This is a genomic window from Hyphomicrobium sp. MC1, assembly GCF_000253295.1.
GTDB lineage: Bacteria > Pseudomonadota > Alphaproteobacteria > Rhizobiales > Hyphomicrobiaceae > Hyphomicrobium_B.
Genome location: NC_015717.1, coordinates 3,247,034 through 3,263,816 on the forward strand (window position 1 = coordinate 3,247,034; position 16,783 = coordinate 3,263,816).

At 56.3% G+C, this 16,783-nt stretch carries 15 protein-coding genes; 8 read left to right on the forward strand and 7 right to left on the reverse strand.

The features are described 5' to 3' along the window. Positions 1 to 136: 136 nt before the first annotated feature. On the forward strand, positions 137 to 1,015 hold the full coding sequence (locus HYPMC_RS15715) for an alpha/beta fold hydrolase (protein ID WP_013949006.1): 879 nt from the start codon (positions 137 to 139) through the stop codon (positions 1,013 to 1,015). A gap of 56 nt (positions 1,016 to 1,071) precedes the next feature. Here the strand turns inward: HYPMC_RS15715 and HYPMC_RS15720 are convergent, their stop codons facing one another. The 5 genes from HYPMC_RS15720 to HYPMC_RS25085 all read right to left on the reverse strand — a co-directional run bounded on the left by HYPMC_RS15720 (position 1,072) and on the right by HYPMC_RS25085 (position 6,912). Next, positions 1,072 to 2,733 carry a Na/Pi cotransporter family protein gene (locus HYPMC_RS15720; RefSeq protein WP_013949007.1) on the reverse strand — a complete coding sequence of 554 codons (1,662 nt, stop codon included), beginning with the start codon at positions 2,731 to 2,733 and terminating at the stop codon, positions 1,072 to 1,074. 170 nt (positions 2,734 to 2,903) lie between these two features. Continuing rightward, positions 2,904 to 3,683, reverse strand: coding sequence for an ABC transporter ATP-binding protein (locus HYPMC_RS15725; protein WP_013949008.1), 780 nt, complete (start codon positions 3,681 to 3,683; stop codon positions 2,904 to 2,906). A 3-nt stretch (positions 3,684 to 3,686) separates the two neighbouring features. After that, positions 3,687 to 4,532 carry an ABC transporter permease gene (locus HYPMC_RS15730; protein ID WP_013949009.1) on the reverse strand — a complete coding sequence of 282 codons (846 nt, stop codon included), beginning with the start codon at positions 4,530 to 4,532 and terminating at the stop codon, positions 3,687 to 3,689. Between the two features lie 5 nt (positions 4,533 to 4,537). Beyond that, on the reverse strand, positions 4,538 to 5,512 hold the full coding sequence (locus HYPMC_RS15735) for an aliphatic sulfonate ABC transporter substrate-binding protein (RefSeq protein WP_013949010.1): 975 nt from the start codon (positions 5,510 to 5,512) through the stop codon (positions 4,538 to 4,540). Between the two features lie 449 nt (positions 5,513 to 5,961). Next, entirely contained in the window at positions 5,962 to 6,912 is a 951-nt protein-coding gene (locus HYPMC_RS25085) for an SUMF1/EgtB/PvdO family nonheme iron enzyme (RefSeq protein WP_013949011.1), read from the reverse strand. 259 nt (positions 6,913 to 7,171) lie between these two features. Here HYPMC_RS25085 and HYPMC_RS15745 point away from each other — a divergent pair, with 259 nt between their 5' ends. The 7 genes from HYPMC_RS15745 (at position 7,172) to HYPMC_RS15780 (ending at position 15,528) form a co-directional block, all read left to right on the forward strand. Then, complete coding sequence (locus tag HYPMC_RS15745; RefSeq protein ID WP_013949012.1) at positions 7,172 to 8,122, forward strand: sulfonate ABC transporter substrate-binding protein; 951 nt, start codon at positions 7,172 to 7,174, stop codon at positions 8,120 to 8,122. Positions 8,123 to 8,205: 83 nt separating this feature from the next. Continuing rightward, positions 8,206 to 9,156, forward strand: a complete 951-nt coding sequence (locus HYPMC_RS15750) for a sulfonate ABC transporter substrate-binding protein (RefSeq protein ID WP_013949013.1) — start codon at positions 8,206 to 8,208, stop codon at positions 9,154 to 9,156. After that, positions 9,153 to 10,331: an FMNH2-dependent alkanesulfonate monooxygenase gene (ssuD, locus tag HYPMC_RS15755; protein WP_013949014.1), complete on the forward strand. Its 1,179-nt coding sequence runs from the start codon at positions 9,153 to 9,155 to the stop codon at positions 10,329 to 10,331. The genes HYPMC_RS15750 and ssuD overlap by 4 nt, the downstream gene beginning before the upstream one ends. Next, positions 10,328 to 11,125, forward strand: a complete 798-nt coding sequence (locus tag HYPMC_RS15760; RefSeq protein ID WP_013949015.1) for an ABC transporter permease subunit — start codon at positions 10,328 to 10,330, stop codon at positions 11,123 to 11,125. The genes ssuD and HYPMC_RS15760 overlap by 4 nt, the downstream gene beginning before the upstream one ends. A 2-nt stretch (positions 11,126 to 11,127) precedes the next feature. Next, positions 11,128 to 11,961, forward strand: a complete 834-nt coding sequence (locus tag HYPMC_RS15765) for an ATP-binding cassette domain-containing protein (RefSeq protein WP_013949016.1) — start codon at positions 11,128 to 11,130, stop codon at positions 11,959 to 11,961. A 946-nt stretch (positions 11,962 to 12,907) separates the two neighbouring features. After that, positions 12,908 to 13,855, forward strand: coding sequence for a porin (locus HYPMC_RS15770; RefSeq protein ID WP_244420905.1), 948 nt, complete (start codon positions 12,908 to 12,910; stop codon positions 13,853 to 13,855). 704 nt (positions 13,856 to 14,559) lie between these two features. Continuing rightward, positions 14,560 to 15,528: a LysR substrate-binding domain-containing protein gene (locus HYPMC_RS15780; RefSeq protein WP_013949019.1), complete on the forward strand. Its 969-nt coding sequence runs from the start codon at positions 14,560 to 14,562 to the stop codon at positions 15,526 to 15,528. A gap of 39 nt (positions 15,529 to 15,567) precedes the next feature. Here the strand turns inward: HYPMC_RS15780 and HYPMC_RS15785 are convergent, their stop codons facing one another. Further along, positions 15,568 to 16,521 carry a HEAT repeat domain-containing protein gene (locus HYPMC_RS15785; protein ID WP_013949020.1) on the reverse strand — a complete coding sequence of 318 codons (954 nt, stop codon included), beginning with the start codon at positions 16,519 to 16,521 and terminating at the stop codon, positions 15,568 to 15,570. Positions 16,522 to 16,539: 18 nt separating this feature from the next. Continuing rightward, positions 16,540 to 16,773 (reverse strand): ferredoxin family protein, encoded by a 234-nt coding sequence (locus HYPMC_RS15790; protein ID WP_013949022.1) that lies wholly within the window; start codon positions 16,771 to 16,773, stop codon positions 16,540 to 16,542. Between the last annotated feature and the right edge of the window lie 10 nt (positions 16,774 to 16,783).

A 16,783-nucleotide genomic window follows, 5' to 3' on the forward strand; every position in this document is an offset into this window, starting at 1 on the left:
GGGTTACGGCGCCCACTTGGCAAAAATGCTTTGCAGGATTTCTTCGTTAGGGTCTGAGAGCGTCGAGCTATAGCTTTTCTAGACACGTTTTTCGCTCAGATAACAGCCTCTCAGGTTTGACATTGGAAGTTTCACCATGATCGGTATTCGCGTGGTCAGGCCGCAACGTTTCGCAGCCTTCTTGATTTTGTCGGCGCTCGTTGCGTCGGCTCATGCTCCTCCATCCGCCGCGACGGAGAGATGGGAGACGCTACCGCCTACGCCAGCGCCCATTTCGTCCGACCGCAGCGGAACGATCGAAGCGAACGGCATCCGTCTACATTATGCCATTTACGGCAAAGGATCGCCGGTCGTGTTCTTACATGGCGGGCTCGCGAACACTGACTATTGGGGACTTCAGGTTCCCGCTGTTGCGGCCCATCACACCGTCATCTTGATCGACAGCAGAGGCCATGGGCGCAGCACGCGCGACAGTCGCCCCTATGGCTACGATTTAATGGCAGACGATGTCGTCGCGGTGCTCGATGTCTTGAAAATACAGAAAGCTGACATCGTCGGCTGGAGCGATGGCGGCATCATCGGCATCGATCTTGCGCTGAGACATAAGGATCGCGTCGGTAAAGTCTTTGCGTTCGCAGCCAATACGGTGACTTCCGGCGTCAAGGAGGGGGTCGAGAAGAACCCGACCTTTGCGGCCTACATCGAGCGCGCGGGAAAAGAGTACGAAGTCCATTCGGCGACGCCGAAAGAATACAACGCCTTCGTCGATCAGATCAGCAAAATGTGGGCGGAACAGCCGAACTGGACCGACGCGCAGCTCAAGACGATCGATACCCCGATCCTCGTCGTTGACGGAGACCACGACGAGGCGATCAAGCGCGAGAACACTGAATACATTGCGGCAACAATCCCGCATGCTGGTCTCCTGATCCTGCCGAATGCCAGCCACTTTGCGTTCCTCCAGGATCCGGAACATTTCAACTTTGCGATCCTGCATTTCCTCGGAGACGAATAGCCGTTCTTGCCCGGTCTTCGTTATGCGGCTCGGCAAAGACGCGGCGGCTTAAGGCTTCAAAGGTCCAACTTTGTAATCCGGCTCGGTAGCAACGAGCCGGAACGCTCGAGAACCGGATAGGCGGCAGCGGCGACGATATGGCTGTTCAAGAGCTTCATGTCGCGCATCAGGTCGAGATGAAGTGCCGTCGCCTGGACTTTGTCGAGTTGTCCAATCCGCATCGTTTCGACGTGGGCAATCGTCGCTCGAGCCTCAGCATCCCTGAACGCCACCTTTTCGTTAGCCAGAAGGTGGGCCGTCCGCGGATCGTCAGTCATGAATAGGGACGCCGCCATGCCGACGTTGGCGCAAAGCCGTTCAATCACCGCGATAAGGTCCGCCTGATCTTCCTTGCTGAAGACAAGACCTCTCTTCATGCGCTTGGCAAGGTGAGGCAGCAGGCTTCGATCGATGACGTCGCCGGCCTGCTCGATGTTCATCACAAACGTGATGATTTCGTTGAGCCGGCGATGGTCGGCTTCGTTGAGCTCGTCCGGATCGATCGAGGTCAAATAGGTTTTGATAGCCGTATTCAGGTGGTCGATGACGTCGTCGCGTCGGCGGGTTTCGACCATGACTCTGCGATTGCCCGTAACCATTACCTCTTTCGCCCCTTGAAGCATCTGTGTCAGTACGTCGGCGAGGCGCAGCGCTTCACGCGAGCCGGCACCGAGCGCGACGATCGGGGTCTCTTTTGCGGCAGGATCCAGATAGCGCGGGCGCGCTGGATCTTCCGGATCCTCGCGCTTCGGCAGCCAGCGTTCAAGCAGGGCGGCGTATTGCGCGAGGAACGGCAAGAACGCGGCCGCGATCGCGAGATTGAAGAATGTGTGGAAGTTGGCCACAGCCCTGGCGTTGTCGGGCTCAAACCTCACCATCAGGTTTCCGAGCGGTTCCAACAGCGCCAGTGCGACCACACCGCCGATGGCTCTCGTTAGGAGATTGCCCACGGGAAGTCGCTTCGCCGCCAGATCATCGCTTGCGGGCGTCTCAAGCAGAGGGTTGAGCGCCGTACCGAGGTTCGCTCCAATTACAAGCGCGAACGCCGCGTTGGGCGGCACAGCGTCTTTGGCGGCGAGCGACATGATAAGCAACACAACGGCAATACTCGAATGCGCGGCCCACGCGAGAAATGCGCCGAGCAGGACATCGAGCCAGTAACTTGTCGCGACGGCCCCCAACAGCATTCGCAAGCTCGGCGCATCCTCGTAATCAGTCATCAGAAGGAGCAACTGGTGCAGCGCGAGCAATATAAGCCCGAAACCGATAAACAGGCGGCCCAGGTCGTGCACCAGTATGGTCGTATCCCTCCGAAACATCACGACGCCAACAAGGATCAGTGCCGGCGCCAAGGCAGCGACGTTGAAGGAAAGAAGCTGAACGATCAGCGTCGTTCCGACGTTTGCACCGAGCATCACAGCAAGAGCGGGGACAAGCTCGACGAGGCCACCGGCGGTGAAGCCCGCGGTCATCATGCCCGTCGCCGTGCTACTCTGGAGGAGCGCGGTTACGCCGAGGCCTGCGACAAAAGCCCGAAAGCGGTTGCGCAGAGCGCTGCCCAGAATCGCACGAAGGTTCGCGCCAAAGGCTCGCTGAACGCCTGTCTGTACCATGTGCGTTCCCCACAGGAGAAGCGCAATGAAGCCTGCCAACTCAATCAGGGAATTCGGAGATAACATGGCAAATAATTTTTCCAATTTCTTGCAGCGAACGGGAGGGTGCAGTCACGGCCCCTATCACACAATCGCGATGTCGAACTCGAAATATTCGACCTAGGCCGGTCGCGCGCAAGATGGCAAACATTCAAACAATGTCAGTTGTCGCGCGCCCGATACTGCAATCTCATAGCTTATTGGGACTTTGCCCAAACTCGATCGGACGGGGCGATCTTTCGATGTTCCAAAAGTGAGCTATCCAAGGCGGCAAGCACTTTTCTTTTTTCCTCGCCAAACCGAGCCGAAATACGGTCCCGTGGCCTTTCCAAACGCACTTCAAAAATTGTAGCAACGCGACCGGGATGGGGTTTCAGGACAAAGAGGCGGCTTCCAAGCGCAACTGCTTCTTCAATATCATGAGTAACGATCACCAGCGTTAGTTTGCTTCCTGCCCAAAGCTCGAGCAAATGTTCCTGAAGTTCCACACGTGTGAAAGCATCAAGCGCCGAAAATGGTTCATCGAGCAACAAAACCGTCGGCTGCATGACAAGAGCTCGAGCGATCGACACACGCTGGCTTTGACCGCCGGAAAGTTCGCGCGGCCACCGTTGGCCGTAGTCGAGAAGCCCGACGCGTTCCAAGACGGTATCGATGCGATCCCGCCGCTCATTTGAACGAAGATGAGACAGTCCGAAGCCCACGTTTTGCCGAACCGTCAACCAAGGCATGAGACGAGGCTCCTGAAAAATCACCCCTACCGCTGGATGTGGTGAATTGAGTTCTTTGCCGTCAATCCATACAGTACCAGTCGAAGGACGATCTAAACCCGCCAGAAGACGAAGCAGGGTGCTCTTACCGCATCCGGAGCTACCGACGATTGACGCGATTTCTCCATCCCCTATCTGCAGGGACACGTCCTGGAGGGCAACGAACCCACCGGGATAGGTTTTTCCCAATTTTTGCGTCTTAAGCATTTCTCAGCTGCCGTTGTTGGCAAGCGTGTCCTGCCAGCGCAAGAAAGGAGCCGTCCCGGCCAACAACAACCAGTCGGATATTTTTCCTAGCACCGCAAAGACCAATGTCGCCGCCACAATCTGCTGCGGCTTTCCAAGTTGCTGGCCGTCGACCAGGAGATAACCCAGGCCTTCCGACGCGCCCATAAATTCCGCTGCCACGACGAACATCCAGCCTAGTCCCAGGCCGCCGCGAAGCGCGACGACATAAGCAGGCAAAATCGAAGGAAGAAGCACGCGGCGGGTGAGGGCAAGCGGGGATAAACGAAAAATCCGCCCAACTTCCACAATCTTGCGATCAACGGAGGCGATAGCGCCAAGTACGCCGAGATAGACGGGGAAGAACACGCCGACCGCGATCAAAATGATCTTAGAACTCTCAAAAATTCCGAACCACAAAATGAAAAGCGGGACCCATGCAATCGACGGGATCGCCCTAAGCGCTTGCAAGGTCGGGTCGGCGATCCGACGTAGGACAACCGAATAGCCAACCGCCGCGCCGAACAGTGTACCCGCAAGCGCGCCGGCGCCGAAACCGACGAAAACGCGCAAGCTGGTCGCCACTATATGAGTCCACAACTCTCCACTGCGGCCCAGTTCCCAGAGTGTCTCGAATATTTTGGAAGGTGGCGGCACCAAGCGGCCTTCGACGAGACCGGCTAGCACGGCCAACTCCCATCCGACGCCGAGAACGACGGGGAGCACTAACCCCCAGAGCGGCGTGGATAGGCTTCGCGCCCACCCGACGCCCGGCTTCAAAATGCGCTGATCCTGCTGGAGCCGAATCTCGCGCTGCTCAAGAGCTGCCATGGAACTCAATTGGAAGCGGTCGAATACTTCGAGTCGATCAACGCATCTGTGGCAGCAACCACGTCGACATCCGGCTTAATCACGCCCGCCTTCTGCAGCGCAAGACCCGCAGCGACTATCGTCTCCTTTTGGGGCGGTCCGATTTTCGAGAAGGTAAGGTCCGTCCGCTCACCGAGTTGCTGGGCGATGACCGCATCGGGAAGCTTCGTCGCAGTTACGAGCAGCTTCTGCAATTCCGCTGGGTGGGCTAGCGACCACTCACGAGCCTTCTCGTAGGCCGCAAGGACGCGTTTCACGAGATCTGGATGCTCCTTGGCGAAGGCTTCGCGGACGTTGAGAATACCCCACGTATTCGCAGCGCGATTCCGATAGAAGAGCTTCGCGCCATTTTCGATCTCTGCGGATGCCATCAACGGGTCAAGCCCTGCCCAAGCATCGACGTCACCGCGAATAAGCGCTGCTTTGCCGTCTCCGTGTTGAAGCACTACGACGGTTACGTCTTTTTCGGTTAGGCCCGCCCCTTGCAGAGCTCGGATGAGAAAGATGTGAGGATCGGTGCCTCGCGTTACCGCAACGCGCTTACCTTTGAGATCGGCGACCGTGTTAATGCCTGTGTCCGGCCGCGTGACGAGCGCGGTCCATTCGGGCCTCGAATAAACGTAGATGGACTTGATCGGATTACCATTGATCCGACCGATGAGCGCTGCCGCCCCTGCGGTAGAGCCAAAATCAAGCGAACTCGCGTTCAGGAACTCGAGTGCTTTGTTGGACCCAAGTGATTGGACCCATCGTACGGTGATGCCATCCTTTTCGAATTCTTTTTCAAGTATTCCATTGTCTTTGATCGCCAGGGAAACGGGATTATAGGTCGCCCAGTCAATTTTGATTTCCGACACTTTGTCGGCGGCGTGAGCAGCTGTAGCCAAGATCAAGAAAAATCCGAAAGCTGTCCATGCTTTCGCGCGGCGCAGAAACGTCATTGCAAAATTCCCCTAATTCATTCGAGGGACATTCTTAAGCGGGCGCAAATGCATAGAAACGAAGAACATGTGAAGAGGATATTCACTTTGAAAAGCGCAACGGATTTCTGCTCAATCTTTTGCATCTTCTGGCCAACTCGCCAGTCGCTCTTGAGACCTAACTGACTGTCTCGGCTTTAACGGATGCACAAGGCCGAATCCGCCAGTGAGGCGGGCCATCCCGATTACCGCAGCCGCGATTCATTTTGCAGATTTTGCGTAGCTGGGCACACACGCGTTGCCACCAAGCAACCCAATCTCGACGGCGAGGCGAACATCGCTTCGAGACCTGAGGCCTATTGCCGACGACTAGCTCAGCCGTTGTCCCGCCGATGGGCTTTCTAGGCTTTCGCCGGACTGGCGAGCCCGCGCTCTGTTGAGAATTGGATCTTCAGCAGAGGCGCCTACCGTCAAAGGCTGAGCGCCACTCGGAGACCGACGTTCGTCATACGATTGTGCTCATTCGCCCAGCGCCGCTGGGCACAACGCAAGACGTCGGCGTCGCCGCTCCACGAGCCGCCTCGCAAAATCCGTCGATCGGAATGCTCTGCGGTCCAAGCCGATCCGTTTGACGGAGCTCCCACATAATTGGGATGCCAGCTGTCCGCGCACCACTCCCACACGTTACCGAGTTGGTCGCAAACACCCCAAGGGTTTGCGGTTGAGCTGGAAACGGAATCTGTTCCGTTTCGGACTTGGTCAAATGCACTATCGCGTGCCGCGACGTCGTGGTCATAGCGGGCAAAGCTGTTCGAAATATCCGAGCCCCACCAATAAGCGGTCGTGGTGCCAGCCCGAGCAACGTACTCCCACTCCGCTTCACTTGGCAGGCGATAACGGCGACCCGTCAACGCGGTCAACCATTCAACGTAGCGAGATGCATCTTCAAAGTTCACGCACGTGACGGGATGCGTGTCACCTTGAGGAAATCCGGGACAATCCCACCTCGCGGATTCAAGATGCTCCATTCCATAGCCGTTCCACTCAAACGCTCCGGGTATCCATTCGCCGATAGTTTGCGCGAACTGCGCGAATTCCCTGCATGTCACCGGAAAAACCCCGATTGCAAAGGGCTTCTCGAAAACGACTTCATGCCTCGGGCCTTCGTTCACTCCTCGGAACGACTCCTCCTCTGGAGAGCCCATGACGAATCGACCAGCGGGAACGACGCGCATCAGCGGCGACCAATCGTAATCGCGAAATATGTCCTCGGTTATCGGGGAGGTTTCTGTGCGTCTCCTCCCGCTCCGAAGATCCGATTGAGGCGCTATCTCGGCGCGATCGGCAAACCGATATTCGGCATACGCCGCTCCAGTACGAATAAGTCTGGCAGTGGACTCGTGTTGTTGAATGCCGACCATTTCACACTCGCATTGATCGCGCTGGTGCTTGCGAGACTATGTCTCTACGGGCCCCGTCCAAACAAAAAATCGCTCATAAGCTTTTTAGAGCATCACACGAGCACCAAAACGGCGGAAGGCGCATGGGGTTCTGGTCTGCCACGAAAAGGAATAAGCAAGCGACGCATATCGACCGCAAAAAAACTTCGTAGACGATGGTCTCTCCAGACTGCAGCCTCAGCCGCCATTAGGGAACAAAAAAAACTTTGCTGAGGGGATTATGGATCGCAGGCGTTTTCTAGCCGTCGGCTTGGCGACGGCGCTGGTTGCAGGGCCGATAAGCCACCGTCTTCACGCGGAACCACAACACGAAGTCCGTATCGGATATCAAAAGAACGGTATTCTCGTCATCGCTCGCCAACAGGGCATTCTCGAACGACGCCTGGCGAAGCTCAACGCAACGGTCAAATGGGTCGAGTTCAGCTCGGGGCCGCCGTTGCTGGAGGCGCTCGGAGCCGGAAGTATCGATCTCGGCCAGGTCGGGGATGCTCCGCCAATTTTCGCACAGGCTGCGGGCGCAAACCTCGTTTACGTTGCCGGTCAGGCGATTACCAACGGCCAAGGCATCCTTGTCAAAGCGAACTCGCCAATACATACCCTCGCTGATCTCAAGGGCAAACGAATAACCTTCACCAAAGGGTCCAGTGCCCACACGGTGGTGTTGCTCGCACTCGAGAAGGCAGGTCTCACCTATGGCGATATTAAACCTGTCTATCTCAGCCCACCTGACGCCGCCGCGGCCTTCGGAAACGACAGCGTCGACGCCTGGACGGTCTGGGATCCGTTCTTTGCGGTTGGCGAAGTCAAGTATGGCGGCCGGATTCTCGTGAAGCCTTCGGATCTCGCCACGACGAATTCTTTCTACATCGCCAACAAAGCCTTTGCCAAAGACAACGCTGAGCTATTACGCGCAGCGCTCGATGGACTGGACGAAACCGCGAAGTGGGCCGACGATCACCGTTCTGATGTAGCAAAGTCTCTCGCAGCAGTAACGGGGCTTGACCTTCATACCCAGACGATTGCCGCAAACCGGTCGACGTTTGCGGTCGGAAAAATTTCGGAAGACATCATTGAATCGCAACAGCGTCTCGCTGATCGCTTCCTGAAGCTTGGCCTCATACCGAGGCCGATCGTCGTAAAAGACACCGTTTGGAATGCACCACAATCCTGAACGCGAATACGAGGACGCACATTTCCTGATGTGGTCCGGCCGTTCGCGTTTGGAAGAAAGCACTTCTTTTAAGGAGAGAGAGAATGGAATTTACCCGTCGGACATTTGGATTGGCGATCATGGGCGCGATAGCACTCAACATCGCAAGCCCCGTCGCACGTGCCGAAGACAAGGTTATCCGCATTGGATATCAGAAGTACGGAAACGCGATCCTTCTGAAGGCCAAAGGGACGCTTGAGCCAAAACTCGCAGCCATTGGCTATAAAGTCACCTGGACTGAGTTCCCCTTCGGACCGCCGTTGCTCGAGGCGATCAATGCGGGTGCAATTGACTTCGGCCACACCGGCGAAGCGCCACCCGTGTTCGCTCAAGCCGCGGGAAGTTCGATTGTGTACATCGCGAACGAACCCCCAGCGCCCGATGGCGAGGCCATCCTCGTCCCGAAGGACAGCCCGATCAAATCGGTCGCCGAGCTGAAAGGCAAGAAAGTCGCCTACGCCAAGGGATCCAACTCGAATTATTTCGCGGTCAAGGCTTTAGAGAAGGCCGGTATCAAGTACGGCGAGTTCGAACCCGTCCATCTTGCGCCGGCAGATGCGCGCGCTGCGTTCGAAAGCGGAAAGGTCGACGCCTGGGCTATTTGGGATCCCTACTATGCGTCGGCTGAAGCTGCGGGTAATGCGCGCGTCCTCACCACCGGCAAGGGCATCGTCTCAAACCACCAGTTCTTCCTTGCGAGCAAGGCATACGCGGATGCCAACGCTAAGGCGATCGACGTCGTGTTGCACGAATTGAAAGCAGTCGACGACTGGGTGAAATCCAATCCAAAAGCAGCGGCAGACCAGTTAAGCCCGCCGATCGGCATTCCTGCGCCCGTCCTTGAAGCCGCACTTGTGCGCCAGTCCTATGGGATCAAGCCGCTCGACGATGCCGTCATTGCAGAACAGCAAAGCATTGCGGATCAGTTCCATGCTCTTGGTCTACTGCCAAAGGCGATCAAGGTGAATGAAATCGTCTGGAGAGCAGGTTCATGAGCTCGTCCAATGCCGAAGGGATCAATGTCCTTTGGTTTTTACCGACGCACGGAGACGGCCGCTTCCTTGGCACTGCCTTGGGCGGCCGCGGCGTCGACCTCAAATACCTACGCCAAATTGCGCAGGCCGCGGACGATCTCGGTTATTACGGAGTGCTCATTCCAACGGGCCGCAGCTGTGAGGACTCCTGGATTGTAGCATCGGCGCTCGCACCGTTGACCGAGCGCCTGCACTTTCTCGTGGCCGCACGGCCTGGCCTCGTATCTGCTGCAGTGGCCGCCCGAATGGCGGCAACGCTTGATCGAATTTCCAACGGTCGCGTACTTATCAACGTCGTGACCGGCGGCGACCCTGTCGAAAACAAAGGCGACGGTTTGTTTCTCGATCACACGGAACGTTACGAGGTGACCGAGGAATTTCTCGACGTTTTCAAGGCTCTCCTCGCGGGCGAGACCGTCAACTACTCGGGCAAGCACCTCAAATTCGAGGACAGCCGACTGCTTTTTCCTCCCGTGCAGGAGGGAGGGCTTCCTATTTATTTCGGTGGCTCATCGGCTCCTGCCGTCGACGTTGCGGCTCGTAGCGCGGATGTCGTTCTAACGTGGGGTGAGCCACCAAAGGACGTCGCGAATAAGATAGCGTTGTTCAAAGCCGCGGCAGGGGCAAAGGGGCGAACTGTTCGATTTGGCATCCGTCTCCATGTCATCGTCAGAGATACCGCCGCCGAGGCTTGGAAAGCCGCTGACGAGCTTATTTCGCACGTCAGCGACGAGACAATCGCCGCCGCGCAGAAGATTTTTTCTCGCCTCGATTCCGTCGGCCAGCAGCGGATGCTCGCGCTCCATCAGGGACAGCGGGGCAACCTCGAAGTCAGTCCCAATCTCTGGGCAGGCGTCGGCCTCGTTCGCGGAGGGGCTGGCACTGCACTTGTCGGAGATCCAGAAACAGTTGCTGCACGTATCAAGGAGTATCGAGATCTAGGCATCGAGACATTCATCCTGTCGGGCTACCCACATCTCGAAGAGGCCTATCGCTTTACCGAACTGGTCTTCCCGCTCCTTCCCTTGACTCATGCGCGGCATGTCGAACGGGGCACGGTCAATACAGGACCGTTCGGGGAGACAATTGCCAACGACATTCGTCCAAGTGCACTCAAGCAAGCATCGCAATCATGAGCATTTGGCGACGTGGTGGCTCGTGGTGGCGCGACGTCCTTTGGCCCTGGGCACTTCCCGTAGCGTTATTGATAACTTGGGAGGGTGCATGCCGGGCCGGCCTCATATCAAACCGCATTCTCCCTGCGCCGTCGGACGTCGCGCTCGCCGGATGGCACCTATCGCGAACCGGTGAGCTTTGGAGCAATATGGCGGTGAGTTTTCTGCGCGCCATGACCGGTCTTGCGATCGGTGGATCGCTCGGATTTTTTTTCGGTTTGGCCAATGGCTTGTCGCGAAATTCCGAGAAGACAACGGATACGCTACTTCAAATGGTGCGGAACGTTCCTCATCTGGCATTGATTCCGCTGGTCATCCTTTGGTTCGGCATCGGCGAGACAGCAAAAATCTTTCTTGTCGTCCTTGGCGTTTTCTTTCCGATTTACATCAACACACTTCACGGCATCCGCACCGTCGATCCGCAACTCATCGAGATGGGCCGTGTCTACGGAATGACCAACACCGAGCTTTTCTCGCGGGTCATCCTTCCGGGCGCGTTGCCATCAATTTTTGTCGGTCTGCGCTATGCGCTTGGCTTCATGTGGCTGACACTGATTGTCGCCGAAACCATCGCCGCCTCATCCGGTATCGGTTACATGGCGATGCAGGCTCGCGAATTTTTGCTGGTCGATGTCGTCGTCCTCAGTATCCTGATTTACGCGTTGCTAGGCAAAGTTGCCGATGGCGCCGCGCGTTTTCTCGAACGGACTTTCCTCAGCTGGCATCCGTCCTTTCAAGCAACGCCACACGAGTGACCATGATGGATTCGATACGCTTGGCTGACGACGACGCCATAGTAAATTGGACGGCCTCTCATCGTGACGCCGTGTCTTACGTCCCTGGCCTCAGTCTGACAGTGCGGAATCTTCGCATATCCTTCAAAGACCGCGAAGTTCTGAACGGACTGAATTTCCATATCCCGGCGGGTCAGTTTGTTGCCATTGTCGGCAAGAGCGGATGTGGAAAGAGCACCCTTCTCCGATTGATTGTCGGCCTCGATCGGCCCTCAGGTGGCGAATTCTGGTTCGGAGCAGATTCGAAGGCGGCGTGGGATGAACACACCGTCCGCGTCATGTTCCAAGAACCTCGTCTGCTCCCTTGGGCGCGCGTCATTTCCAATGTTGAGGTTGGACTAGGTCGCGATCGGCGTTCGTCCGGCGCGCGAGAGCTGGCTCTTGCCACCCTTCAAAAAGTCGGCCTCGGGGACCGCCGAGAAGAATGGCCGTCGGTACTCTCCGGAGGACAACGCCAGCGGGTTGCTCTTGCTCGCGCACTCGTCTCCCGGCCTCAGATCCTGGCGCTCGACGAGCCGCTGGGTGCGCTCGATGCGCTGACGCGGATCTCTATGCAGAAACTGCTCGAGCATGTGTGGCGCGACCAAGGATTCACCGCCTTGCTAGTGACTCATGACGTCGCCGAAGCGATCACGCTTGCTGATCGTGTACTGCTCATTGAAAACGGCACCGTCAAGCTCGATCTTACGGTCGATATACCGCGACCTCGCTCTCGCGGATCGGTCGAAGTCGGCAAGCTGGAGAGCCGAATCCTCGATGAGCTGTTTCAGGAAGTGCGTGCGGGTGAGGACGCATAGCGCCGCGAATTTTTCGCTTTGCGTGCATTTTCGGTACGCTGCGCCGTATTCCTTCGGCAACAATTTCTCAGCAAATAAATTGCCTACTGTTTTGGCTTGTTGCCTTTCGCATCTATTCGGACAGCATAGTCAGAACCAAAAGAAATATCCATATTATGATATGCGCAGGTGCTCGCCGACATTCGAGTACGAGGGCGAGAATTGCTGGAATATTTGCCTCAATTGATATCCGAAATTGGCTATTCCGCGATATTGCCATGACAGAAAGTAATTTGCTCTGGGTATCGCACCATTCGTCGCGTTCTTATGAGCACTCGTTTGCTAATCGTCGGAAATAATCTCATTTCATATCCGAATTCCAATCAGCTTTAGTCCGCTTCCGTCGGAACTTCATTTAGGCACGGCGCTGCTCTGGGGGAGTCAGTCGTGTCCGCCGATCCCAGTCGTCTGCGTTCGCGCGGCCGGATCGTCGGCGATGAGGGAACCGAGTCATTTTTTTACTGTGGAGGTACCGGGAATGCTCGGGGGGACTAACAGAGCGAATATTGCACTCTGGCTCGCATTTGCAGGCGTTACTATTCCAAGTATCGGGACGGCGCAGGCCGCAGATCTTGGAGGTGATTGCTGCGCGGATCTAGAGGAGCGCGTTGCCGAACTTGAGGCAACGACCGCCCGCAAGGGAAACCGAAAAGTCTCTCTGACAGTGTCTGGCTTCATTAACGAAGCGCTACTGGTCTGGGATGACGGTAGAGAGCGTAATGCATACGTCGTCACGAACGAGACAGCACAGGATCGCGTCCGATTTCTCGGCGAAGCGCAGATTGCGAAGGGCTGGAGTGCTGGATATTTACTGGAACTCGGCATCCGTGGCGCTCGCGAAGATAGATCTTCGCAGGCTGGCCCATCATCTGACAATGGCGTATCTGTCCGGCACAGCACTTGGTACTTGAGCGGGAAAGAGTACGGCAAAGTCTGGGTCGGTCAGACCTCTGATGCCGCCGACGGCATTACTGAAATCAACCTCGCCAACACCAACCACTTTGCCTACACGAACAGCTGGGGCAACACTTTCGGCGATGGAGGCAATAGCTCCGGCTTCCTGATTCGCCGAAGAGATGGCGTTCTTTCCGGCGATCGCTGGGGTGCTTTCGTTGCACCGGGCGCTCAACAGTCTGCACCAGGTGAAGGCCATCGTTTCAACGTCGTCAAATATGATTCACCGACGATCGCCGGCTTCACAGCGTCGGCCGCCTGGGGTGAAGACGATCGATGGAACATCGCGCTACGTTACAAAGGCGAATTTTCCGGCTTTGAGCTTGCGGGTGGTGCCGCTTACACGGAATCCAATGATTTCACGACTCCTACTCACGTATCGTCCGTTAACCGCGGTGTCGGTCCCACGAGTGAAGTCGGGCTTAGCGGCTCAATTTTGCATACTGAGACCGGCCTCTATGCGTCTGGCGCCTGGGGTCGTTTGCACGACGCAGGACTTGATGACCTCTATCGTAGCAACGGCGTAACCGGAGACGTGGACGAAGATACCAGCTTCTGGACACTTCAGGCGGGTATCCAACGCAAGTTCATCCCGCTCGGGGCGACGACGTTCTTCGGAGAATATTTCCAGCTGGATCGGGGAGCAGGATTCCAAAGTTCAACAGCTCCACTTAGCGTGGCCTCGCTGTTCTCAAATCCGACCGGCGGTACTGCCGCCAACTTTGTCTCCAGTTCGGAACTTCGCGGCTGGAGCATTGGCCTCAATCAAAATCTGAGCGGCGTTGTCGACGTCTACCTTGACTACAAACACGTCGATATCGACGTCACCGCGGTGAACGGCAGAACGGCCAACACAGACCCGATCCAATTCTTCACCGCCGGTGCACAGATCAAGTTCTGATCGTAAAGGATAAGACCTCTTTCGACCCCGTCTGTAGGTGATTTTCCTGATGCGATCTGACAGCGAGGGCCGCGTCCTGATGAGGGTGCGGCCCTCGAACTATCAGCGCCAAACGCATCAACTACCGTTCTCACGCATCGTGTCCCAAAAATCGACTGTTGCTTCTCTTAGCGTATTTTTGCAGTCACCTTCGCAGTCGATCCGCGTTCCATGATGAAGGATGAGACTCCGACCATCGCGGGAGGCTACCTGCTTGGCGGTATAGCATCCGTTGGCATAGCGGCTACAGGCCGTAACCTCTCCGCGGTGTAGTTGGGCTTGCTGCCCGGCCGAAACCGGCATCGACGCCGCGGAGAAAAGGGGAATGAAGGCCAAGACGGCAGAGGCGAAGTGCATTTTCATTGGAGGACTCTCCTGCGTTATTCCTCCTTATAAAAAGTATATTACTCTCGAAGTTCAATCGTTATTACGACACGCCTGCAGTGTGAAAAACGCTTCTTTGTCCGCTATTTCGACGGTTTATCTGCTTCAACATCATCGGCAGAAAAGGCCTCGCCCGCTCTTTCTCGCCAGAATATACAAAGCAGAAGAATTTAATTGTCTCGTGCGGTGTTGTCATAACTTATGATGAGACAGACGCTCAGGGTCCTGCAGAGCTGCCGCAACTGGGGGGCGTGTAATGATGGGAAAATTTGAGGGGGGAGATGAACTTCCAGCAATTGCGGATTCTTCGTGAGACTATTCGGTACAAATTCAATATAACGGAGGTCGCAAATGCGATTTACGTATCCCAGTCCGGCGTCAGCAAGCAGATCAGGGAACTTGAGGAAGAACTCGGCTCTTCCCTCTTTATTCGCCGCGGCAAGCGCCTGCTTGGTCTGACAGATCTTGGCGCTCAAGTTGCGCGCATTGCAGAGCGTGTGCTGTTCGAGGCGGAAAATATCAAGCAGGCAGCGGCTCAGTTCTCAACTCAAGACAAGGGTGTCCTGCAAGTCGCGACGACACACACTCAGGCTCGTTATGTGCTCCCCGAAATCATCGTCAAATTCAAAGAGAAGTTTCCGGACGTCCGGCTAGATTTAAGGCAGTCCAATCCAAGGGATATATCCTCGCTCTTACTCGCTAGCGATGCAGACATCGGAATAGCGACTGGCGTATTTGGCAGCAACGACGAAATTATCACGTTTCCATTCTATTCATGGGAACACATCGTTATAGCTCCTGCAGGACACCCACTGGAATCGAAACGAGCAGTGTCGCTCTACGAACTCGCCCAGTTCCCTCTCATCACCTATGAAAGCGGCATCACCGGAAGGCCGCACATTGACGAGGCATTCGAGAAAGCCGGAATTTCGCCGAACATAACAATCACAGCGCTCGACGCTGACGTTATTAAAGCCTACGTCGAATGGGGGCTCGGTATTGGAATTATCGCTCCCATGGCATATGATGAAAACCGCGATCATAACCTTCGGATGATCGATACCGTAAAAGTCTTCTCACCCAGTATGTCGAGTATCGCCATCCGCCGTGGCCGCCTGCAGCGCGGGTTCGTTTATCGCTTTATCGAGCTATGCGCACCGCAGGTGACGGAAGATGATATTCGCGAGGCCGATCTTGCTCCACACTCACAGACCGATTTTCTGTCTTTTTCTAGCTTTGCGGACTCTTGAGTCAGGCAAGGGTCGCTCGAACTATTGCGAATCCAGCAACTAATCCAGTTGCGCGAGCGCCCATTTCACGTTCTTGCGGACGTCGGCGTCGATGTCATTGGCAGCACGTTCCAGATGGGGGCGCGTTTCGGCCACCCGTAATTCTCCGAGAGCCGCCGCGGCCTCTTTCCGCAGGTTGGGCTCTGGGTGGACGAGGCTATCGGCGATAGAGAGAGCCGCAGTATGCACCTTCAAGGCCGCAAGACTGCGGATCGCTTTTAGCCGGACCTGCCAATATCCGTCTTCCAGGCTTGCGACGAGTTCGTCTTTGCCCGCGAGGCCTCCAGAGCTTCGTCCAAGCGCTTCGGCGGCACTCTCCCTAACGGTCCAATTGTCGTCAGCGAGAGCGTGCGCAATGATCTCCGCCGAACCCCGTGCCTGGGAAAACGCGATAGCATTGATAGCGGATTTTCTAACTTTTGCGTCGCTGTCCCCCGCCGCCGAGCGAAGCGCCGGCACCGCTTCTTCCATCTTCAGAAATCCGATGACGCCGACTGCCTGAATGCGCACTTTCGGGTCGTCGTCCTTCAATGCCACTGTCGCAGGTCTCAAAGATTCTGGCCGACGAAGTTCCTTGAGTGCGCGCAACGCGCTTTGCCGCACAAAGGCGGAGGCATGATTAACCAGAGGCAAAAGCACTGCTGCCGTCGCTGGATCTTTCAGTTCGGCAAGGCTATCGGCAGCGGCGGCAGCGACATCCGCGTTCCTGTCAATGATGCCTTTCGCGAGGGCATTCGCTGCATCGATCCCGTCAAATGCGCCCAACGCAATCGCCGCCTGTTGCCGAAGGCCGGCGTCAGGATCTCCGATTGCCGCGCTGAGAAGTGGTACTGCTTCAGGCAAGCCGGAATCGGCAAGAGCGATGATGGCTACACGGCGTTCGCCGACGTCGCCGGAGCGAAGTGTCTCTGCGATTTCGCCAACGTCGACAGTGTCTTCAAAGATGCCAGCCATCGATCAGGCTCTCGCTCCCTATTTCAAGAGAAAGGGAATATTGACCGTGAGGGCCGCCGTCGGACAATCGCACTGACATGGTAAGCAATACCAGCATTCATCATAGGCCATATAGGCCTTCTTGCTCTCCTCGCTGATGCGCAGAACGTCAAGAGGACAGACGTCGACGCACACAGTACAGCCTTTGTCGGCTATGCACTTATCGTTATCGACGACAACCGGCACGCTCGTCGCCGTATTTGCTAGCGGCATATTGCTTACT